The organism is Pseudomonas sp. GW822-FHT03F04 (assembly GCF_058801405.1).
Map to the genome: position 1 here is coordinate 191,381 of NZ_JBXANF010000003.1, position 21,832 is coordinate 213,212.

The 21,832-nt window shown below is 62.2% G+C and carries 19 protein-coding genes; 7 read left to right on the forward strand and 12 right to left on the reverse strand.

Going from position 1 to position 21,832, the window contains the following annotated elements:
- Positions 1-7 precede the first annotated feature (7 nt).
- Genes miaA through AC1RMX_RS07565 form a run of 5 tightly spaced genes read right to left on the reverse strand, consistent with a single transcriptional unit; the run spans position 8 to position 6,280 of the window.
- Positions 8-979 (reverse strand): tRNA (adenosine(37)-N6)-dimethylallyltransferase MiaA, encoded by a 972-nt coding sequence (gene miaA, locus AC1RMX_RS07545; protein ID WP_493065932.1) that lies wholly within the window; start codon positions 977-979, stop codon positions 8-10.
- Positions 979-2,877 carry a DNA mismatch repair endonuclease MutL gene (mutL, locus tag AC1RMX_RS07550; protein ID WP_493071621.1) on the reverse strand — a complete coding sequence of 633 codons (1,899 nt, stop codon included), beginning with the start codon at positions 2,875-2,877 and terminating at the stop codon, positions 979-981. The genes miaA and mutL overlap by 1 nt, the downstream gene beginning before the upstream one ends.
- Before the next feature lie 5 nt (positions 2,878-2,882).
- Entirely contained in the window at positions 2,883-4,271 is a 1,389-nt protein-coding gene (locus AC1RMX_RS07555; RefSeq protein ID WP_493071623.1) for an N-acetylmuramoyl-L-alanine amidase, read from the reverse strand.
- 51 nt (positions 4,272-4,322) lie between these two features.
- Positions 4,323-4,793, reverse strand: coding sequence for a tRNA (adenosine(37)-N6)-threonylcarbamoyltransferase complex ATPase subunit type 1 TsaE (gene tsaE / locus AC1RMX_RS07560; protein ID WP_096819821.1), 471 nt, complete (start codon positions 4,791-4,793; stop codon positions 4,323-4,325).
- On the reverse strand, positions 4,781-6,280 hold the full coding sequence (locus tag AC1RMX_RS07565; protein ID WP_493071315.1) for an NAD(P)H-hydrate dehydratase: 1,500 nt from the start codon (positions 6,278-6,280) through the stop codon (positions 4,781-4,783). Before AC1RMX_RS07565 ends, tsaE begins: the two co-directional genes overlap by 13 nt.
- Positions 6,281-6,343: 63 nt before the next feature.
- On the opposite strand from AC1RMX_RS07565, the gene queG reads away from it, so the two are divergent.
- Complete coding sequence (gene queG / locus AC1RMX_RS07570) at positions 6,344-7,423, forward strand: tRNA epoxyqueuosine(34) reductase QueG (protein WP_493071317.1); 1,080 nt, start codon at positions 6,344-6,346, stop codon at positions 7,421-7,423.
- Here the strand turns inward: queG and AC1RMX_RS07575 are convergent.
- Positions 7,405-8,016, reverse strand: a complete 612-nt coding sequence (locus AC1RMX_RS07575) for a trimeric intracellular cation channel family protein (RefSeq protein WP_096819823.1) — start codon at positions 8,014-8,016, stop codon at positions 7,405-7,407. The two genes, queG and AC1RMX_RS07575, sit on opposite strands and share 19 nt — an antisense overlap.
- 84 nt (positions 8,017-8,100) lie before the next feature.
- Positions 8,101-8,643, reverse strand: coding sequence for an oligoribonuclease (gene orn, locus AC1RMX_RS07580; protein WP_493071319.1), 543 nt, complete (start codon positions 8,641-8,643; stop codon positions 8,101-8,103).
- Between the two features lie 107 nt (positions 8,644-8,750).
- Here orn and rsgA point away from each other — a divergent pair, with 107 nt between their 5' ends.
- Entirely contained in the window at positions 8,751-9,782 is a 1,032-nt protein-coding gene (gene rsgA / locus AC1RMX_RS07585) for a small ribosomal subunit biogenesis GTPase RsgA (RefSeq protein ID WP_102620136.1), read from the forward strand.
- A gap of 56 nt (positions 9,783-9,838) precedes the next feature.
- Here the strand turns inward: rsgA and motB are convergent, their stop codons facing one another.
- Both motB and motA read right to left on the reverse strand, forming a co-directional pair.
- Positions 9,839-10,918 (reverse strand): flagellar motor protein MotB, encoded by a 1,080-nt coding sequence (motB, locus tag AC1RMX_RS07590; protein WP_493071321.1) that lies wholly within the window; start codon positions 10,916-10,918, stop codon positions 9,839-9,841.
- A 3-nt stretch (positions 10,919-10,921) separates the two neighbouring features.
- Positions 10,922-11,773 carry a flagellar motor stator protein MotA gene (gene motA, locus AC1RMX_RS07595; RefSeq protein ID WP_007952169.1) on the reverse strand — a complete coding sequence of 284 codons (852 nt, stop codon included), beginning with the start codon at positions 11,771-11,773 and terminating at the stop codon, positions 10,922-10,924.
- 166 nt (positions 11,774-11,939) lie between these two features.
- Here motA and AC1RMX_RS07600 point away from each other — a divergent pair, with 166 nt between their 5' ends.
- The 3 genes from AC1RMX_RS07600 to asd are packed head-to-tail and all read left to right on the forward strand — an operon-like array spanning position 11,940 to position 15,212.
- A complete protein-coding gene (locus AC1RMX_RS07600) occupies positions 11,940-13,478 on the forward strand; it encodes an HDOD domain-containing protein (RefSeq protein WP_493071323.1) in 1,539 nt (512 codons plus the stop codon).
- Between the two features lie 39 nt (positions 13,479-13,517).
- The gene (locus tag AC1RMX_RS07605; RefSeq protein ID WP_096819829.1) at positions 13,518-14,333 is read left to right on the forward strand and encodes a rhodanese-like domain-containing protein; all 816 of its coding nucleotides are present in this window, start codon (positions 13,518-13,520) and stop codon (positions 14,331-14,333) included.
- A gap of 18 nt (positions 14,334-14,351) precedes the next feature.
- Positions 14,352-15,212 carry an archaetidylserine decarboxylase gene (gene asd / locus AC1RMX_RS07610; RefSeq protein ID WP_096819830.1) on the forward strand — a complete coding sequence of 287 codons (861 nt, stop codon included), beginning with the start codon at positions 14,352-14,354 and terminating at the stop codon, positions 15,210-15,212.
- A gap of 60 nt (positions 15,213-15,272) precedes the next feature.
- Here the strand turns inward: asd and AC1RMX_RS07615 are convergent, their stop codons facing one another.
- On the reverse strand, positions 15,273-15,674 hold the full coding sequence (locus AC1RMX_RS07615; RefSeq protein WP_096819831.1) for a lectin OAA family protein: 402 nt from the start codon (positions 15,672-15,674) through the stop codon (positions 15,273-15,275).
- 222 nt (positions 15,675-15,896) lie between these two features.
- Here AC1RMX_RS07615 and AC1RMX_RS07620 point away from each other — a divergent pair, with 222 nt between their 5' ends.
- On the forward strand, positions 15,897-17,651 hold the full coding sequence (locus AC1RMX_RS07620; protein ID WP_493071326.1) for a cyclic-di-GMP receptor FimW-related protein: 1,755 nt from the start codon (positions 15,897-15,899) through the stop codon (positions 17,649-17,651).
- Positions 17,652-17,690: 39 nt separating this feature from the next.
- Here the strand turns inward: AC1RMX_RS07620 and serB are convergent, their stop codons facing one another.
- Positions 17,691-18,905: a phosphoserine phosphatase SerB gene (gene serB, locus AC1RMX_RS07625; RefSeq protein ID WP_096819833.1), complete on the reverse strand. Its 1,215-nt coding sequence runs from the start codon at positions 18,903-18,905 to the stop codon at positions 17,691-17,693.
- A gap of 134 nt (positions 18,906-19,039) precedes the next feature.
- Here serB and AC1RMX_RS07630 point away from each other — a divergent pair, with 134 nt between their 5' ends.
- Positions 19,040-20,554 carry an AhpA/YtjB family protein gene (locus AC1RMX_RS07630; RefSeq protein WP_493071328.1) on the forward strand — a complete coding sequence of 505 codons (1,515 nt, stop codon included), beginning with the start codon at positions 19,040-19,042 and terminating at the stop codon, positions 20,552-20,554.
- A gap of 390 nt (positions 20,555-20,944) precedes the next feature.
- Here AC1RMX_RS07630 and AC1RMX_RS07635 read toward each other — a convergent pair whose 3' ends face one another.
- Positions 20,945-21,655 carry a PqiC family protein gene (locus AC1RMX_RS07635; protein ID WP_102620143.1) on the reverse strand — a complete coding sequence of 237 codons (711 nt, stop codon included), beginning with the start codon at positions 21,653-21,655 and terminating at the stop codon, positions 20,945-20,947.
- Positions 21,656-21,832: the final 177 nt, after the last annotated feature.

Below are 21,832 nucleotides of genomic sequence, written 5' to 3' on the forward strand. Positions count from 1 at the left end.
CAAGGACTCAGCTCAATATGGAGATGGTCCCAAGGTATTTCAAGGCGCGTGGCAGATTGTCGCAATCCAGACTGTCGAGCCAGTGTAAATCGTCCCAGCTGCGCAGCCAGGTAAACTGGCGTTTGGCCAATTGGCGCGTGGCAATGATGCCCCGCTCCTGCATTTCAGCCGACGTCAGCTTGCCATCCAGGTAATCCCAGACTTGGCGATAGCCTACCGCACGTATAGACGGCAACCCGGCATGCAGGTCACTTCTATTACGCAGGGCTACGACCTCGTCGATGAATCCCTGTTCCAGCATATTTGTGAATCTTTGTTTAATGCGGTCGTGCAGTACCTGACGATTTGCCGGAGCAATGGCCAAGTTCGCGACAGTATAGGGCAATTGTTGCAGTCCCGATGCCGCAGCTTGGGTACTTTGTTCAGATTGTTTCAGCCGCAGTTCAGTCATGCTCTGACCGCTGACCCGATAGACTTCCAGCGCACGACTCAGGCGCTGAGGATCATTCGGGTGAATACGCGCCGCCGATTCCGGATCGATCACTGCCAACTGATCGTGCAAGGCTTGCCAGCCAAGGCGTGCAGCCTCCTCCTCGATCTGCGCACGAACCTCGGGATCCGCCGCCGGCATATCCGCCAGACCGTCGACCAAAGCCTTGTAATAGAGCATCGTGCCGCCTACCAACAGCGGAATTTTTCCGCGTGCGGTGATTTCGGCCATGGCTTGCAGGGCATCGCGGCGAAAATCGGCCGCCGAATAACTCTCGGCCGGGTCGAGGATGTCGATCAGCCGATGAGGATGTTCGGCGAGCAGTTCTTTGGACGGTTTGGCCGTGCCGATGTCCATGCCGCGATAGACCAGCGCCGAATCAACGCTGATCAACTCGCACGGCAGCACCTTGGTCAGCTCGATGGCCAGGTCGGTCTTGCCCGCAGCGGTCGGGCCCATCAGGAAAATCGCTGGAGGAAGCTGGCTCATCAACGACCGCGCAGGAACAGTTTGTCCAGATCGTCCAGACCCAGTTGGGTCCAGGTCGGTCGGCCATGGTTGCATTGACCGCTGCGCTCGGTGTTTTCCATGTCGCGCAGCAGACCGTTCATTTCCGGCAAGGCCAGGCGGCGGTTGGCGCGGATCGCGCCGTGGCAGGCCATGGTGCCGAGCAGTTCATTCAGGTGCGCCTGGATCCGGTCACTGGTGCCGTATTCCATCAAGTCCGACAGTACGTCGCCCACCAGACGGTTGGCTTCGGCCTGTTTGAGCAGGGCCGGAATCTGGCGGATCGCCAGGGTTTCCGGGCCCAGACGCTGCAATTCGAACCCGAGACGCTGGAACCACGCCGCATGCTCTTCAGCGCAATCGGCCTCACGCTGACTGACCGCCAGCGACTCCGGCACCAGCAACGGCTGACCGCTCAGGCCTTCGCTGGCCATGGCGATCTTCAGGCGCTCATACATGATCCGCTCGTGAGCGGCGTGCATGTCCACCAAAACCAGGCCCTGGGCGTTCTCGGACAGGATATAGATGCCCTTGAGCTGCGCCAGCGCATAGCCAAGTGGCGGAATGTCTTCCTGACCGGCCGGTAGCGCATTGGCATTCGCCTCGGGCAGCGGCGCGAAAAACTCGCGGTACGCAGCCTGAGCTTCAGCGGCCGGCACGGCGGGTTGTGGGCGCGGCGTGTATTGATACTGATAAGCGCCACCAGTGCTGGCGCCCGACGAGGTATTGAACGCCGGTTGTGCCTGCGGCTGCTCCAGCAGCGCATTGGCGGCCAGACGCATTTCACCTTGCGGGCCAAACTCACCGGCCTCGAGGCCGGTTGGCCGGACGATCGCGGTGGTGACCGAACCGGCAAGCTGATCTTCCGGTCGCACATCGCCGAGGGCACGGTGCAAGGTGCCATACAGGAAGTCATGCACCATGCGCCCGTCACGGAAGCGCACTTCGTGTTTGGTCGGGTGCACGTTGACGTCGACCGCTGCCGGATCGACCTCGAAAAACAGCGCGAACGTCGGATGCCGGCCGTTGAACAGCACATCGCGATAGGCCTGACGCACCGCGTGGGCCACCAGTTTGTCGCGCACCGCACGGCCGTTGACGAAGAAATACTGCAAGTCCGCCTGACTGCGGTTGAACGTCGGCAGACCGACCCAACCCCACAGGTGCAAGCCGTTGCGCTCGATCTCGATCGGCAACGCCTGCTCAAGGAAGCCCGAACCGCAGATCGCCGCCACACGCCGGGCGCGGGCCGCGTCATCGTGAGCCTCGTGCAGGCTGAGGATGGTCTTGCCGTTGTGGCGCAGATGGAAGGCCACGTCGAAACGCGCCAGCGCCAGGCGCTTGATCACTTCTTGCAGATGATCGAATTCGGTTTTTTCGGTCTTGAGGAATTTGCGCCGTGCCGGGGTGTTGAAGAACAGGTCACGGACTTCCACCGAGGTGCCGACCGGATGCGCCGCCGGCTGCACGCGGGGTGCCATGTCGCGACCTTCGGTCTCGACCTGCCAGGCCTGATCGGCATCGCGGGTACGCGACGTCAGGGTCAGGCGCGCCACGGAGCTGATCGACGCCAGTGCCTCGCCCCGGAAACCCAGGCTCATCACCTGTTCGAGGTCTTCAAGGTTGCGGATCTTGCTGGTGGCGTGACGGGCCAGCGCCAGCGGCAGGTCATCGGCGGAAATGCCGCTGCCATCGTCACGCACCCGCAGCAGCTTGACGCCGCCCTGCTCGACATCGACGTCGATGCGCTTGGCGCCGGAGTCGAGGCTGTTTTCCAGCAATTCCTTGATCACCGAGGCCGGGCGCTCAACCACCTCGCCAGCGGCGATCTGGTTCGCCAGCCGTGGGCTGAGCAGTTCAATGCGGGCAGCGTTCAACACCTGATTCATTCTTTGGACGCCAGTTCGGTACCAGGAATGGTCAGGTGCTGACCGACCTTCAGCTCATCGCTGCTGAGGTTGTTGGCACTGCGCAAAGTGGCTGGCGACACCTGATAACGCACGGCAATCATCGCCAGGGTTTCGCCCGGGCTGACGCGGTGATCACGTGGCCCCTGGGCGATCTTGCCCGAATCACGCAGCCAGGCAATGTAAGTGCCCGGTGGCGGGTTCTGCTGGAAGAACTGGCGCACGCCGCTGCTGATCGAACGCGCCAGCGCCTGCTGGTGGCTCGAGGCCGAGAGCTTGTTCGCTTCGTTGGCGTTGGAGATAAAGCCGGTTTCCACCAGGATCGACGGGATGTCTGGCGACTTCAGCACCATGAACCCGGCCTGCTCCACGCGTTGCTTGTGCAACGGCGTGACGCGACCAATGTTGGTCAGGACTTTCTGGCCGACGTTGAGGCTGGAGGTCAGCGAGGCGGTCATCGACAGGTCGAGCAGCACGCCGGCAAGCATCCGGTCCTTGTCATCGAGGCTGACGTTGCCGGCACCACCGATCAAGTCAGAACGGTTTTCACTGTCTGCCAGCCAGCGGGCGGTTTCCGAGGTGGCGCCACGGTCGGACAAGGCAAACACCGAAGCACCGAAGGCCGCCGCAGACGGCGCGGCGTCGGCGTGGATCGAGACGAACAGATCGGCGCCTTTCTTGCGGGCGATTTCGGTACGGCCACGCAGCGGGATGAAGTAGTCGCCGGTACGGGTCAGTTCGGCGCGGAAACCTTTCATGCCGTTGACCTGACGCTGCAACTCACGGGCGATCTGCAGCACCACGTCTTTCTCGCGCTGACCGCGTGAGCCGGACGCACCCGGGTCTTCGCCACCGTGGCCGGCGTCGATCACCACAATGATGTCGCGCTTGCCGGCCGGGGCCGGTGGCAGTTTGATCGCCGGTTCTGTCGGGGTGACCGGCACGGCCGGAACGGTCGCGACTGTCGGTGTCGGCGCAGGTGTGGTTGGCGGCGGTGCGGCATCGGCCGGGTTATCGAACAGGTCGACCACCAGACGGTTGCCATACTGCGCGTTTGGCGCCAGCGAGAAACTTTTCGGGGTGACGGCTTTTTTCAGGTCGATGACCACCCGCAGGTCGGTCGGCGTACGCTGGGCCGAACGCATCGCAGTGATCGGCGTATTGGCGGTGGAGACTTTCAACGGCGCGCCGAGGGTGGCGCCATTGATGTCGATGACCAGACGGTCCGGCGACGTCAGGGTGAAAACGCTGTGCTGCACCGGACCGGTCAGGTCGAACACCAGACGCGTGTTGTCCGGCGCCCGCCACAGGCGCACGCTGTTGACCTTCGTGTCGGCCACAGCGTTGACGGTTACTGCCATCAACATCAGTCCAGCGGCAGCCACCAACGCGCGAAAGCGCATACCTAACCCCATCATTTAATTGGTTTCCAATGCCAAAGCGGCACACCAGGCCTCGCCACGCGAGCCCTGGGACAAAATAGTCAGCGAACGCCCGCTGTCTTGCGGGCTAATGGTAATGGTCAGGTCAGGCTTTGGCAAAAAGCCTGCACCTTTATCGGGCCACTCGATCAGGCACAGGGCGTCGTCTTCGAAATAGTCGCGAATGCCGAGAAACTCCAGCTCTTCCGGATCGACCAGACGATACAGATCAAAGTGGAAGGCGCGGATGTCACCGATCTCGTAGGGCTCGACCAGCGTGAAGGTCGGGCTTTTCACCGCACCGACGTGCCCCAGCCCGCGAATGATGCCCCGCGACAGCGTGGTTTTACCCATGCCGAGGTTGCCTTCGAGGAAGATCAGGCCATGCCCCCCGGTCACGCGGGCGATCCGTGCGCCAAAGTCGCTCATCGCCTGTTCATCGGCCAGGTACAGGGTTACTTCAGACACGGTGCATGCTCCTCCAACAACTGACGAATGGCTGGAATCAGATCACTGGCCGCCAGCCCACGGCCGAATTTACCTTGTTGTGCTCCGGCGTTGGCGTGCAGCCAGACCGCCAGGCACGCCGCGTCGAACACATTCATGCCCTGAGCCAGCAACGCACCGACCAGACCGGCCAGCACATCGCCGAGGCCCGCAGTGGCCATGGCCGGGTGGCCTTGATGACACAACGCCAGACGCCCGTCGGGATGAGCGATCAGACTGCCGGCGCCCTTGAGCACCACCACCGCTGCATATTTTTTGCTCAAGGCCAGTGCTGCCGCAGGACGATCGGCCTGCACCTCGGCGGTGCCGATCCCCAGCAAACGCGCCGCTTCACCCGGATGCGGCGTGATCACACAATCTTTGGGCAGAGTGACAAATCCGGACGCCAGCAGATTCAACGCGTCGGCATCCCACACTTGCGGCAGCGGTGCATTGGCGGCGGCCGACAGCAGTGCCCTGCCCCAACTCGCTTGCCCAAGCCCCGGACCTACTACCAGCACGGACACCTTTTCCAGCAGCCCCATCAGTTGATTGGCCGACGAAGTGCCCAACGCCATGGCTTCAGGAACCCGGCTCAACGCTGCCGGGACATGTTCCGGGCGGGTCGCCAGCGACACCATTCCGGCTCCGCTGCGCAACGCACTTTCGGTGCTGAGAAGAATCGCGCCGCCAAAGCCGTGATCGCCACCGATCAGCAGGACATGGCCAAAACGCCCCTTGTGCGCAGCCGGCAATCGAGCAGGCAGGCGCGGCAGATTACCGGCATTGAGCCGGCGGGCGGCGACGGCAATGTCACTGTAGGTTTCGGCAGGCGCTTGCAGATCGTTAAACAGCAGGTCGCCGACGTGATCCGCCGCGTCCCCGGTAAACAGGCCGAGTTTCAGCCCGATGAAGGTCACGGTCAGGTCAGCGCGCACCGCGCTGCCCAGCACATGGCCGGTATCGGCACACAAACCCGAAGGGATATCGACCGCCACCACCGGCAGGCCGCTGGCATTGATGACTGCGATGGCAGATGCATACGGCTCACGCACATCACCGCTCAGACCGGTGCCAAGCAGCGCGTCGACAAGAATTCCGCGCAATTCACTGGAAACATTCCAAACAGCAATCGCAACGCCTTCAGCCACTGCTTCGGCATGCGCCAGGGCCGCATCGCCCTGCAAGCGTTGCGGATCGCCGACGGCCAGCACCTGCACCGTCCACCCCGCACGCCGGGCCAGCGCAGCCACCAGATAACCATCGCCGGCGTTGTTGCCGTGCCCGGCCAGCACCGTCAATTCATTCGCGGCTGGCCATTGGCGCACCAGTGCACGCCAGGTGGCATGGGCGGCACGCTGCATCAATTCGAAGCCCGGCGTGCCGGCGGCAATCAGCCGTGCGTCGAGTGCCCGCACTTGCGCGGCGCAGTACAGCGCGTCGGGTAATTGATCTTTAGTGTGCGGCATGCGTCTTCGGGCTCCGATGTCTGGCAGAATTATACGCACCTCAGCTCCGGTTTCTCTCGCCTCATGTCCGCCATCACCACAGATCTTCCCGCCCTCGCCCAATCCATCAAGGACTGGGGCCGCGAGCTGGGCTTCCAGCAAGTCGGCATCAGCGGTCTGGACCTGGCCGAGCACGAGCAGCATCTGCAACGCTGGCTCGAGGCCGGCTACCACGGCGAAATGGATTACATGGGCGCCCACGGCAGCAAACGCTCGCACCCCGAAGAGCTGGTGCCGGGCACCTTGCGCGTGGTGTCCTTGCGCATGGACTACCTGCCGGGCGACACGCAAATGGCGCAATTGCTGGCCAAACCGGAAAAGGCCTACATCTCGCGTTATGCCTTGGGCCGCGATTATCACAAATTGATCCGTAAACGCGTGCAACAACTGGCGGACAAGATTCAATCCGAAATCGGCCCGTTCGGCTTCCGCGCCTTCGTCGACAGCGCCCCGGTGCTGGAAAAAGCCATCGCCGAACAGGCCGGCCTGGGCTGGATCGGCAAAAACACCCTGGTGCTGAACCGCAAGGCCGGCAGTTACTTCTTTCTCAGCGAACTGTTCGTCGACCTGCCGTTGCCGGTGGACGAACCCCACAGCACCGAACACTGCGGGCGCTGCACCGCGTGCCTCGACATCTGCCCGACCAACGCTTTCGTCGGGCCGTATGTGCTGGATGCGCGACGCTGCATTTCCTACCTGACCATCGAGCTGAAGAACGCCATCCCCGAAGACCTGCGACCGCTGATCGGCAATCGGGTGTTCGGCTGCGACGACTGCCAGATCTGCTGCCCGTGGAACCGCTTCGCCCGCCCGTCCGGCGAAAGCGATTTCAAGCCACGGCACAATCTGGACAACGCCGAACTGGCCGAGCTGTTTCTGTGGGATGAAGACAAATTCCTCAGCAGCACCGAGGGTTCGCCGCTGCGTCGCGCCGGCTATGAGCGCTGGCTGCGCAATCTGGCGGTGGGATTGGGTAATGCGCCATCGAGCATTCCGGTGCTGGAAGCGCTCAAGGCGCGGCGTGGATACCCGTCAGAGCTGGTGCGTGAACATGTGGAGTGGGCGCTGAAACAACACGCCGACCGTCAAGGCGCGTCGTTATAGACGAACTTCGGCATTTCCCAATGGAAGCGAATCGCCAACAGCCGCAATAGAAAGCCACCGAACAGGGTGATCAGAATCGCCTGCTCGCTCGGCACGTTGAGGAACAGACAGAGCATGTAGCACCACGCCGCGGCGAACGAGACGCTGGCGTAGAGTTCGCGGCGAAAGATCAGCGGGATGTCGTTGCAGAAGATGTCGCGCAGGATGCCGCCGAACACCCCGGTGATCACGCCACTGACCGATGCCACCAGCATGCCGTGACCCATTTCCAGCGCGGTCATGCAGCCGATCAGAGTGAACGCCACCAGACCGACCGCGTCGAGCACCAGAAACAGCGAGCGCAGATGGCGCATCCAGCGTGCCGTGAACACGGTGATCATCGCCGCGACCGTGGTCAGCACCAGGTATTCCGGGTGTTTGACCCAGGTCAGCGGGTAGTGCCCGAGCAGCACGTCGCGCACCGAACCGCCGCCCAATGCCGTGACGCAGGCGATCAGCACCACGCCGAACCAGTCCATGCCGCGACGGCCCGCAGACAGGGCGCCGGTCATGGCTTCAGCAGTAATGGCGACGAGGTAGAGCATCAGCAACATGGTGGCGATCCTGGCAGGAAGGCGCGCAGTCTACTCACTTCGCCGGGGCACCAAAAGAGGGCGCCTCGGCGTGGGTCGCCGATCTCAGAACTTGATGAAATGCTTGCGGTAGTGCTGCAGCTCGGCGATGGATTCACGGATGTCGTCCAGCGCCAGGTGAGTGCTGCCCTTCTTGAAGCTGTCGCGCACGTCCGGCGCCCAGCGCGCGGCCAGTTCCTTGAGCGTGGAAACGTCGAGGTTGCGATAGTGAAAGTAGCTTTCCAGCGACTTCATGTGGGTATAGAGGAAGCGGCGATCCTGGCAGATGCTGTTGCCACAGATCGGCGACTTGCCCTTCGGCACCCACTGCTCGAGGAAGGTGATGGTTTCGGCTTCAGCCTCGGCCATGCTGACACGACTGTCGCGCACGCGCTGGGTCAGGCCGGAGTTGCCGTGGGTGCGGGTGTTCCACTCATCCATGCGGGCCAGCACTTCGTCGCTGTGGTGGATGGCGATCACCGGGCCTTCGGCCAACGTATTCAGGTCACTGTCGGTGACGATGGTGGCCATTTCGATGATGACGTCGTTTTCCGGATCCAGACCGGTCATTTCCAGGTCGATCCAGATCAGATTCTGCGGGTTTTGCATATTTCGGCTCCTAGGCAATGCTGCGCAGTTTAGCCTAGGGCGGTGCCCGGGCGTGCTAAACTCGCGGCCGTTTTACCTAATCGCTGCATTCTTCAGACGGAACACCCATGGCCAAACGCCAACTCAATCGTCGTCAAAACTGGCGCATCGAAAAGATTCAGGGCGAGCGCGCCGCCCGCGCCGCCAAACGCGAGTCCTCGGCTGTCGAGGCGCTCGAAGGCGGCGATCTGGGCCCGGAACAGCACGGCCTGGTGATCGCCCACTTCGGTGTGCAGGTCGAAGTCGAGGCCGTTGACGGCGAACTGGCCGGCCAGGTTTTCCGCTGTCACTTGCGGGCCAACCTGCCTGCGCTGGTGACCGGCGATCAGGTGGTCTGGCGCGCCGGCAACCAGGGCATCGGCGTGATCGTTGCGCAACTGCCGCGCACCACCGAACTGTGCCGCCCGGACAGCCGTGGCCAGCTCAAACCGGTGGCCGCCAACGTCGACATGATCGTCATCGTCTTCGCCCCGCTGCCCGAGCCCCATGCGAACCTGATCGACCGCTATCTGGTCGCGGCCGAGCACGCCGGCATCCGCCCGTTGCTGCTGCTGAACAAATTCGACCTGATCGACGAACAGAACGCCCCGGCGCTGAACGCGTTGTTGGCGGTGTACCGCACGCTGGGTTATCCGGTGCTGGAAGTGTCGGCGCATCACGGCAACGGCATGGAGCAATTGCAGAAGCAGCTCGACGGGCGCATCAGCGTATTCGTCGGTCAGTCCGGTGTCGGCAAGTCATCCTTGGTCAACAGCCTGCTGCCCGAGGTGGAAACCCGCGTCGGCCCGCTGTCCGAACTGTCCGGCCAGGGCACCCACACCACGACCACCGCGCGCCTGTTCCACTTCCCTGGTGGCGGTGAGCTGATCGACTCCCCGGGTATCCGCGAATTCGGCCTGGGCCACGTCAGCCGAGCCGACGTCGAGGCTGGCTTCATCGAGTTCGACGACCTGCTCGGCACCTGCCGCTTCCGCGACTGCAAGCACGACCGCGAGCCAGGATGCGCCCTGCTCAAGGCCCTGGAAGATGGCCGCGTGCAACAGCAGCGAATGAACAGCTACCGCTCGATCATCGCCAGCCTGCCGGAAAACGGTTACTAAACTACTGAGTAGCCAGACACAAAAAAGCCGCGATCATCTCGCGGCTTTTTTGTGGGTCACTGTTTCGGCGCGGGAGCCGGTGCAGTGGCGGGTGCAGCGGGCGCCGGGGCGGGTGCCGCGCTGCCCGGCGCGGCTGGTTTCGGCGCCGCGTCGTCAAACAGGTTCAACCGTTCACGCAGCTCGTGCGCCGGCACTGGCTGCTGATCCGCCGGCAAGGCGTTCGGGTCGACCGGTGTGGCCGGGGCCGCACCGTTCTGACCTTGATCTGCCGGTTTCGACGGTTCGGTACCTTGCGAACCTTCGATGGCCGCCTGGGCCTTCTTGGTCAGCACCACGATGTCGATGCGACGGTTGACCGGGTTGAACGGGTTCTCCTTGTCGAACAGTGCCGACGAGGCGTAACCCACGACCCGCGCCACTTGCCCGTCCGGATAACTACCCGCCACCAGCGCACGCCGGGCGGCGTTGGCACGGTTGGCCGAGAGCTCCCAGTTACCGAAGTCACCGGTGCCGGTGTACGGCTTGGCGTCGGTGTGGCCGCTGATGCTGATCTTGTTCGGCACCGCTTTGATGGTGTCGGCCATGGCCAGCAGGATGTCTTCGAAGTACGGCTTCAGGCGTGCAGAACCGGAGTCGAACATCGGACGGTTCTCGGCGTCCATGATCTGGATGCGCAAGCCGTTCGGCGTGATCTCGAACAGGATCTGATCCTTGAACTTCTGCAGCTGCGGATTCTCGTCGACCTTGTTCTGCAGTTCTTGCAGCAACAGTTCCAGACGTTCCTTCTCGACCTGCTCGGCCATGCCTTCAACCTGCTCGGTGTCGACCGTGACCTTGTCCGGTTGCGGCTGCGACTTCACTTCAGGGTTGAGGGTGTTTTCCGGCGCCAGGGTCGGCGTACCGCCCAGGTCGATGATGTACGGCGTGCCGCTCTCGGAGAAACCGACCGGGTCCTTGAAGTAACCGGCGATGGCGATCTTCTGTTCCGGGGTCGCGGTGGACAGCAGCCACAACACCAGGAAGAACGCCATCATCGCCGTCGCGAAGTCGGCGAAGGCGATCTTCCACGCCCCGCCGTGATGCCCGCCGTCGATGCGCTTGACGCGCTTGATGATTATCGGCTGGTTATTTTCCATGACTTAACGACCGCGAACGGCTTGTTCCAGCTCGGCAAAGCTTGGACGGTGAGCCGGGTACAGAACCTTGCGACCGAACTCGACAGCCAGCGATGGCGGCATGCCGGACGCCGAAGCCACCAGCGAGGCCTTGATGGCTTCGTAGACGTTCAGCTCTTCCTTGGCATCGTGCGCCAGGGAGTGCGCCAGCGGGCCGAAGAAACCGTATGCCGCGAGAATACCGAAGAAGGTACCCACGAGTGCCGCACCCACGTGCAAACCGATGGACTTCTGATCGCCTTCACCCAACGAGGCCATGGTCACCACGATACCCAGTACCGCCGCGACGATACCGAAACCCGGCATGGCGTCGGCGATGCCGTTCACCGCGTGGGACGGATGCTCCAGGTCTTCCTTGAGGCTGTACAGTTCCATGTCGAACAAGCCTTCCAGCTCGTGCGGCGCCATGTTGCCGGACGACATGATGCGCAGGTAATCGCAGATGAACGCGGTCATGCGTTCGTCTTTCAATACCGCCGGGTACTTGGCGAAGATCGGGCTCGCAGCGGCATCTTCGATGTCGCCCTCGATGGCCATCATGCCTTCACGGCGGCTCTTGTTGAGGATCTCGTAGATCAGGCCCAGCACTTCCAGATAGAACGTGTGGCTGAAACGCGAGCTGAACATGCTCAGGGATTTCTTGAGCACGTGCATCGTCATGTAACCGGGGTTGGCCTGGAGGAATGCTCCGAGTGCCGCACCACCGATGATCATCACCTCGAAAGGCTGGATCAGGGCGGCAATCTTGCCGTGGGAGAGCACGTATCCGCCGAGCACGCTCGCGAATACGACGATGATGCCGATAATTTTAGCCATAGGTAGAAAGTACTTATTTAAGTCGGGTTCAAGGTCATATTCGGAAGTTAAAAAATCTCTTCTTCTACTTATCGGCAAAACTGCGCCAGACTATAGCCAGTTCAGGCGAAAAGCCAATTTAGCCCATGCCGGGCGCGTCTACAGTCAGTGAAGATCTCGTCCAGACATGGCTAATGAAACGAACGTCCCACACGTAAAACCCACCACACTCGATGGCTGGGTGAAGCTGCTCGACGGCGTACGCCTGCCGGTGCCGCAAGAAGCCCACGATCGTGTCTGCCGCGCCATCCGCGATAATCGCAGCTCGCTGCGCGACATCGCCGACCTGATGCAGGACAGCCCGGCGCTGGCGCTGAGCATCATTCGCGAAGCCAACCGTCACACCCTGGGCAGCATGACCGCGCTGGCGGAAAACCTTGAGGTCGCGATCAATCGCCTTGGCCTCGCCCGCACCGAAGAACTGCTGGCTCGCCTGCCCGCCGAACCGCAGGCACAAATTCCCCAGGCCTTGCGCCAGATACAGATGATCAGCCAGCACGCCACGCAACAGGCCAACGGCTTTTTTGCCAGTCGCCTGGCGCGGCTGTGGCAGGACATTCATTGGGGCAGTCTGTTATTTCTGTCGCCGCTGTGGCCGCTGGCGCTGACCTTTCCCAAACTGCTCGAAGAGTGGGAAGTGCGGGTTATCCACAAGGGCGAATCGGCCCGCGACGTGGAAAAGCAATTGTTCGGTGTGCGTCTGCTGAAGATCGGTGAGGCGCTGGTCGAAGTCTGGCGATTGCCGATCTGGGTGCAGCAGGGTTATCGATTGCTGCTCACCGAGCAACGCGAACTGGTCAAGGTTTTGCGCATCGCCCGCGATGTCGATCACCCGCTACGCCAGCAGAATCGCCTCGATGACGACCCGACCCTGCGCCACTGGCTCAATCAGCCGGCCAACACCGTGCTGCTGGCCAACGGCCTGGCGCTGTCGGCGCAACAGGCCTGGGACAGTCCGCACAGCGAGCGCTGGCAATACCTGACCAGCCTCTATCTGCAAATCTCGATGGACGAGGTGCAACAACAGCTGCACCAGCAGGCCGCCAACAGCGCACGCCGACATTCGATGCCGGATCTGTGGCACCCGGCGGTTTCCCTGTTGTGGCCGTGGGGCACCCATCGCCTGCCTGCCGGAATGCTGCCGGCCGCCGCACCCAATGCCGACGACCTCGCCAAGTGGCGCCGGCAATGTGCCGAACTGCTGGCCGAGCCGAGCCGTTTCACCAATGCCATGCACTTGACCATTGCCGCTCGCGACGCGCTGGTGGCCAGCGGCATGCGCCGGGTGATGATCCTGATGGCCGACCGCACGCAGTCCAGTCTGCGTGTGCATCAGATTTCCGGTCTGCCGAAGGAAGCCGCTGCGCTCAACTTCGTCGTCAGTCAAAGCACCGTGTTGCAACGCTTGCTCGCGCAGCAGGCACAAGTGCGGATCACCCCGGACAACAACGCCCAGTTTTCCGCCCTGCTGCCGCCCTCGCTGCGCACGCTGTTCCGAGGCGAACACCTGTTCCTGCGCTCGCTGGTCCACAACGGCCGCGTCATCATGATCGTGGTGGCCGACCAAGGTGGCGGGCCGTTCGCCGACATCACCGTGCAAGCCTTCGGCAAAACCGCGCAGTGCATCGAGAAAGCCCTGCACAGCTTTAGCCAGCGCGGCCAATGACAGCTACAATCCTTCCCCTTTGTGCTCTGGAGACCTCACATGTCTGACTTCTCTGGCCTGGCGCTGGTGATCGAGCCGAGCGACCTGCTCCCTCGCCTCGAAGCCCGCAACCTGATTCTGGTGGATCTGACCAGTGCCGCCCGCTATGCCGAGGGTCACATTCCCGGCGCACGCTTCGTCGATCCGAAGCGCACCCAGCTGGGCCAGGCACCGGCTCCGGGCCTGTTGCCGACAAAAGAAAAACTCGAAGAGCTGTTCGGTGAACTGGGTCATCACAAGGACGCGGTCTACGTGGTCTATGACGACGAAGGCGGTGGCTGGGCCGGACGTTTCATCTGGCTGCTCGACGTGATCGGTCACGACAAGTACCACTACCTCGACGGCGGTCTGCCGGCGTGGCTGGCGGAAGGTTCGCCGATGTCGATCCAGATCCCGCCCGCCGTCGGCGGTCCGGTAGCCCTGACCCTGCACGACGAACCGACCGCCACCCGCGAATACCTGCAAAGCCGCCTCGGTGCCGCCGACCTGGCGATCTGGGATGCTCGCGGGCCACTTGAATACTCCGGCGAGAAAGTGCTGGCGGCCAAGGGTGGACACATCCCCGGCGCAGTCAACTTCGAATGGACGGCAGGCATGGATCAGGCGCGCCAGCTGCGCATCCGCACCGACATGCCGCAGATCCTCGAAAGCCTCGGGATCACGAAAGACAAAGAAATCATTACTCACTGCCAGACCCATCACCGGTCCGGTTTCACTTATCTGGTGGCCAAATCCCTCGGTTATCCGCGGGTCAAGGGCTACGCCGGTTCCTGGGGCGAATGGGGCAACCACCCCGACACCCCCGTCGAGCTTTAAGGATTTTTAAGGACAGTCATGAAAGAGCGTTTGTTTATCATCAGCCAATACCTGCTGCCTCACCACTTGCTGTCGCGCCTGGCCGGCTGCATTGCCGAGTGCCGCGTGCGCTGGTTCAAGAATGCCTTCACCACCTGGTTCGCCAAGCGTTATCAGGTGGACATGTCGCTGGCGCTGGTTGAGGACGTGACCGCTTACGAGCACTTCAACGCCTTCTTCACCCGTGCGCTGAAAGACGGCGCACGTCCTCTGGACGAGACACCGGGCGCGATCCTCAGCCCGGCCGACGGTGCGATCAGCCAGCTCGGCCCGATCGAACACGGTCGCATCTTCCAGGCCAAGGGCCACAGCTTCAGCGTGCTGGAGCTGCTGGGTGGCGACGCGGCCAACGCTGCGCCGTTCATGGGCGGCGAATTCGCTACCGTTTACCTGTCGCCGAAGGACTACCACCGCGTGCACATGCCGCTGGCCGGCACCCTGCGCGAAATGGTCTACATCCCGGGCCGGATCTTCTCGGTCAACAAGACCACCGCTGAAAACGTCCCTGAGCTGTTCGCCCGCAACGAGCGCGTAGCGTGCATCTTCGACACCGAGCGCGGGCCGATGGCCGTGGTGCTGGTGGGCGCGATGATCGTGGCGTCGATTGAAACCGTGTGGGCCGGCCTGGTGACTCCACCGAAGCGCGAACTGAAAACCTTCCGCTACGACGAAGCCGCCCGTGCACCGATTCATCTGGAAAAAGGTGCGGAACTGGGTCGCTTCAAGCTGGGTTCGACCGCGATCGTGCTGTTTGGCCCGGATCAGGTGAAATGGGTTGAAGAAATGAAAGCCGGCTCGCCGGTACAGATGGGCCAGGCCCTGGCATTGCCGAACGCCTGAACCTGTTGATCCGCCCTTTCGCACGTCTGCGAAGGGGCGGACACGACCTGGCTGGCGCCGTTACTCTATCTGCCCACGGAAGCCGATCGGCCCTTCGTTGGCGTAGGTATTGGTGCCGCTGAGGTTTTTCCCGCCGTCACTCGACGTGACACTCAACGCGATAACGTTCTGGTTATCCCGACCGCCGATCACCCATTTGCCACCTGGGTGCCACGGGGCATCGTTGCCACCCCACTGGTTCTCGACGTTGTACTGGTTCTGGCCAGTGCGCTGAGCCTTGAAGCCAATAGGGCCTTCGCCGGCGTAGGTCATGGTGCCGGTGAAGCTTTTGCCGCCGTCGCCGGACTTGATCTCGATCGCGACGACTTTCTGGTTGTCCCGCGCGCCCAGTACCCAGGTTCCACCCGGATGCCAGGGTGCCGAATTACCGCCCCATTGATTTGCCACTGCGTATTTAGACATGAACCTCATCTCCTTGAAGTTGTTCAGAGACCTGCCCGACGTGTGCGGCAAGCCGTGCAACCGTGCGTTTCCGATCGCACGCCAAAGAGCCTAGTAGCGCCTGCCGAAATGGCACCAAGCCAGCAGACCAACGGTAAAAAAGCCTGACAAACGTCTGCGAAACAGACCACAACTGCTAGAGTTTTTGGCATCGTCCTATTCGCCGCCGGAGCTGGTCACGGCATGAGTGAGCCTCGATCCCGACCACAACTGAGCGCCCCGACCCCGACTCAGTTGCGCCTGTCGTTCTGTGAAGCGACCCCGCGCGATCTCAAGCGCTGGATCGCCGGCCTGCCGAAAGCCAACATCGGCGAAACCGCGCGCCAGCTTTATCAGGGCCTTGGCGAACTCAATCAATTGCTGACGCCCAGTGACAATCGTCTGCATCTGCTGGAACTGCTGCGGCCCGAGGTGTACTTCGTCTGCCAGCACCTTGAGCGGCACTTTCTGCATCAGGCGATCATGCTCGATGAGCGTTCACGCAAGATCAGCAACCTGTGCCAGGCGCTGCAAAGCCAACTGGCCATCGGTTACAAACAGATCGTTCTGCGGATCGCGCCCAAATACACAAAGGATCGGGCGACTCTGCTGAGCGAGGCGCTGCAACGCGCCGCCCATGCGCTGAAAGGGCAACTGGTGCGCGCCACGCAGTTGTACAGCCCGGCGCCGGAACAGCTGTGGTTTGAATTGCACCAATTGTTTCGCTGCGCCTGCGACTTGCAGCTGCAACACCGTCGGGTCCGTGATGACCTGGCCAGCCTCGCCGGGGAACTGAGCGTCGAACAGACCTACATCGCCGCTCTGCTGCTGGGCAGCGCCCGCTGCAATCAACTGCGCCAGAACCCGATCGCCCAACTCGCGCAGGTGCTTGAGCCGTGGAGTGCCTGGTTGAAACTCCATCCCGGTGCCTCGGGCGAAGGGCTGTTCGCCATTTCTGCGGAGATCGACGCAGGTCCGCGCTATCGCAGCAAATTTCGCAGCGAACAACAGCCGGGACTGCTGGGATTCGATCCGCAAGCGCTGGTGAATGCCATCGAGGCTCACCTGCTGCATCAGGACACCTCGACGCCACTGCCAGTGCCGGCCGGTCTGACACTCGACACCCTGCAACATCTGCACGCCACCTGGGGCGAAGCCGCCGAGCGCAGCTTCCAGCGCACCGTCGGCCAGGGCAACCTGACCGTATGTGTGGGCATGAGCGCCCTGCACTTCTATCTGGGTGGCGAACGCACCTTCAGCGAACTGCTCAGGCATCCCGGTTCACGCGCCGCAAACTTCAGCCGCGCGGTGGCCCAAGGCGAAAAGGACAGCTGGAGCCAGGCATTCGATGCCGCGCCACAGAGCAAGTCCGACGAGTTTTTGCCTTACGAAGAAATCCGCTACGAACCCTTGGCTGACGACGAAGGCGACACTGACAGCCCGCCGCATTACCCGACCTATGCGTTGCCGGTCATCAACCACAGCCCCGGCGGTTATTGCCTGGCGTGGCCAAAAGAAGTGCCCGCCGAATTGCAGACCGGGGAGATGGTCGGCATCCAGGACACCACGAATCAGGGCTGGAGCATTGCCGTGGTGCGCTGGATCCGCCAGGTGCGCGGTGCCGGGACACAAATGGGCATCGAACTGGTGGCGCCACACGCCCAGCCCTGCGGATTGCAACTGGTGCGCACGCGGGACGATCACAGCCATTACCTGCGGGGTTTGTTGTTGCCGGAAATCAGCGCCATCGACTTGCCCGCGACGCTACTGGCGCCACGACTGCCGTTTCAGGAAGGCAGTAAAGTCATGATCAACACCCAGGGCGAAGAGCACCGCGCCGGGCTGGATCGGCGGGTGGCGAGCACCCACAGTTTCAATCAATTTGCCTATCGCTCGCTGGAGGCCGCGCAGAATGGCGGGAGCGAGGAGGATTTCGACTCGTTGTGGAAATCCCTTTGAGCCAGGACCGCAGCCGGGAGCTGCGATCCTGTGCCGTTGTCAGAGCTGCCCGTCGCGATCCCGGAAGCCCAGCAGGTACAGCACGCCATCCAGGCCGAGGGTGGAAATCGCCTGTTTCGCCGACTGCTTGACCAGCGGCTTGGCGCGGAACGCCACACCCAGACCGGCAATCGCCAGCATCGGCAGGTCGTTGGCACCGTCGCCCACCGCGATGGTCTGCTCCAGACGCAAACCTTCTTTTTCAGCCAGCTGTTTCAGCAGATCAGCCTTGCGCTGGGCATCGACGATCGGCTCGATCGCCACGCCGGTGCACTTGCCGTCGACCACTTCCAGTTCGTTGGCGAACACATAGTCGATGCCGAGTTTGGCCTGCAATTGCTTGGCGAAGTAGGTGAAGCCGCCGGACAGGATCGCGGTCTTGTAGCCCAGGCGCTTGAGTTCGGCGAACAGGGTTTCGGCGCCTTCGGTCAGGCGCAGCGAGGCACCGATCGAATCGAGTACACCGACATCCAGGCCCTTGAGCAGCGCCAGACGCTCTTTGAAGCTGGCGCGGAAGTCCAGCTCACCGGCCATTGCCCGCTCGGTGATTTCCGAAACCTGGTCGCCAACGCCGGCGGCCTTGGCCAGTTCGTCGATGACTTCGGCTTCGATCAAGGTCGAGTCCATGTCGAACACCGCCAGACGACGGTTGCGACGGAACAGCGAATCTTCCTGGAACGCGATGTCGACGTTCAGCTCCTGGGCCACGCTGAGGAATTCGGCGCGCAGGGCCTGCGGATCGGCAGCTTCGCCGCGCACGGAGAATTCGATGCAACCCTTGCCCTTGTCCGCCGGCGTGTCCAGCGGCATGCGACCCGACAGACGGTCGATATGGTCGATGTTCAGGCCATATTTGGCGGTGATCGAGCTCACGGCCTGCAACTGGCCGGCAGTGACCTTGCGGGTCAGCAGGGTAACGATGTGGCGTTTCTTGCCCTGATTGCCAACCCATTGCTGGTAATCCTCTTCGGACACCGGGGTGAAGCGCACCTGCTGGTCGAGCTCGTAACCCTTGAACAGGATGTCCTTGAGCACCGACTTGCCTTGCTCGGAGTCGGGGATTTCCACGAGGATGCCGAACGACAGCATGTCGTGGATCACCGCCTGACCGATATCGAGGATGTTCACACCACCCTGAGCCAGAACACCGGTAATGGCCGCCGTCAGACCGGGACGGTCGACTCCCGTGATGTTAATCAGGACGATTTCGCGCAACGCGCACCCCCGCAACTGGAAAAAAACCGCATTCTACCCACTTTCAGTGACCATCGGGCACCGCCAGCGCTTTGCCGGTCTAGGGCCTGTCGCTATACTGCGCGTCAACTTCACGGACAAAAGAGCCGAGCTCAGTGAACCGGCCCACGCCAGTTAAAACCGATAACTTCTTTCTGCTGATCTTCCGTGCACTGCGCCACCGCCGTGTACCGATTGCATTACGCATTGCCAGCCATAACGTGATCCTGGTCGCCCTGGCCCTGGTGATCTATGCCTGCGTGATGGGCTTGCAGTTCAAGCAGGCCATGCACGAGCAGGCCGATGCGCTGGGCGAAAGCCTGACCACGCAGACCGCCACCTCCGCGACCGAGCTGCTGGTGTCCAACGACATCCTCAGCCTCAACGTGCTGCTCAACAACCTGACCAAGAACAAGCTGGTGGCCCACGCCGCCATCTACAGCGTGGACAACCGCATCCTCGCCGAGTCCGGTCAGCGGCCCAAGCACAGCCTGCTGGGCGAAGCCGAGGGCATGTACGAGAGCAAGATCACCTTCCAGGACGTGACCGCCGGGCAACTGCGCATCAGTCTGGACATGGATCAGTTCCAGCAGCCGATGACCATCAGCCTGCAAAGCATGGGCATCCTGAGTGCGATCCTGCTGGCGCTGTCCCTGGCCCTGAGTCTGCGCCTTGGCCGGCACATCTCCACGCCGCTGCTGCAATTGCGCGTGTGGCTGCGCCGGATCGACGAATACACGCCGGGGATCGAGCGTCAGGACGAGATCGGCGATCTGGCCCGTCAACTGCACGCCAGTTACGCCCCGGAACCAACCATTCCCGAGCCTGAGCCGGAACCCGAGTTCGAGGACGACGACGTCGAGCCGGAATTCGAAGTGCGCAACCTGCGCGATCCGAGCTTTGACGAGAGCCGCCCGATGACCGCGCAGAAGCCTGCGCCGCGCCATGTGGTCAGTACCGTTGAAGACGACGATGACGAAGACCCGTTTGCCGATCTGCGTGACGAATCGCTGAACGAACCCGCGCAACCTGCCGTTCGCAAGCCAACCCCGAGCGTGCCGCAGCACACCGCGGTGCTGGCAGTGCAACTGGGTTCGCAGGAGCAACTTCGCCGCCTGCCGCGGGCACGTCTGGAAGAGTTGCAGGAGCGCTATCGTGACTGCCTGGAGCAAGCTGCTTCGCTGTATCAGGGTGAAATCGAAACCCTGAACGATGGCAGCACGCTGATGCTGTTCCACACCGAAGACAGCGGCGACGATTACCTGACCAACGCCATCTGCTGCGGCGAGCTGCTGCGAGCGCTGGGCCACCAGTTGCAGATCGAAGTCGCCGACAGCGGCATCACCCTGCAATTGCAGTTGGGCCTGACCCTGGGCGACGAACTGTTCGGCCTGAGCCAGATCGACCTGCTGCTGACCGACTCCGCCCAGGACGCCCTGGCGCTGTCGCAGCACAGCCGCAACCTGTTGCTGGTGGAGCGCAAGATCGGTGATGACGCGCTGATTCGCCAGCGTGCACGGATCCGGCCGATTGCCAGCCCTGAAGGGGCTTGCTGTGTGGAGCGATTGATGGAGCCTTATCCGTCGATGCTTGAGCGGCAGCTGGCGCGGATGCATGAGCGTCGGGCCTGAGGCCTTGATGTGAAGAAGCCCGCAGACGAGTGATTGTCTGCGGGCTTTTTTGTGTGTGGCGTTTTCGTGATCTCGCCAGGCTTTGGAGTCCCCTCACCCTAACCCTCTCCCAAAGGGAGAGGGGACTGATAGGGGGATATTCGGGATCTACACCGACCTGAACATGCTGTGCCGAATCCATAATTGTGAGACCGCTCTGCGCCAAATCCATAATCGCCAAGACTTCGCAGGTCGATGAATGACGCAAGACACCTCGGTCAGTCCCCTCTCCCTCCGGGAGAGGGTTAGGGTGAGGGGAGCTTTTCGAGACAGGCATCAATGCATGTACCACCAACGCCCAGAAACGACAAAGCCCGCACAAGGCGGGCTCTGTTCTGACTCGTTCCAGCCTTAGAAGCGAAACACTTCCATATCGGTGCGAATCGGCGAAGCCATCGGGATCTTCGGTTGTTTCTCGGCTTCTGCCGCCGGCGCTGCCGGTTTCGGTGCCGGTTTGCGCGGTGCTTCGGCAACCGGTGGCTGGTTGGCCAACGGCTTGAGCGCTACCGAGAGCTGCTCGGCCAAGCGTTGCAGCAAGATGCCTTGCGCCTGAACCTGCGAAGCCGTGCCGCCACTGTGCTGCTCTTGCAGATGGACGATGCGGTTGTCACGCACCTGGCCACGACGGTCGATCAGACGCCATTGAGCATCGAGAATCGCCGGCTGCGACACGCCGGAATCCAGACGCGTGATAGTCAACAGCACCTGCACATCCGGGGTGAAACCCAGAGTGGCCGGCGCCAATACCACACGCTGGCTGTCCAGATGGCCGGCGACCTGACGCAACAGCAACTGATCGATGTCCGAAGACAGGCTGCCGGCCCAGCGGCCGTCGATCGATGCCTGCAGGCTGCCGTCCGGCTGACGCTGCAACAGGGTTTCACGTTGCAGGTAATCGGCAACTACCACAGGGCCCAGCAAAACTGCCATGCCCGCGCTTTGCGCAGGCTGAGCCGGACTTCCGCTGTCCAGCTGATACAGCGACACCGGCTGGTGAACGCTGCAACCCGCCAGGCCAAGAACGCCGGCGAGCAGGAAAATAAGGGGGCGCAGAGAAGTCATCATCCCGTCCAGGTGGCCGCCACAAGGCTGACCACAGTGAAAATACTCAAAAAATATGAAGAACGCTCGGCCACGCCGGCGCTTGGAAAGGCCATATCATCCGTGAATATGCGTTCCGACTCCAGCGCCAAAGCGCCGATCTACGGGTTAAATCGAAGATCGGGCGCTCTAGAGAGG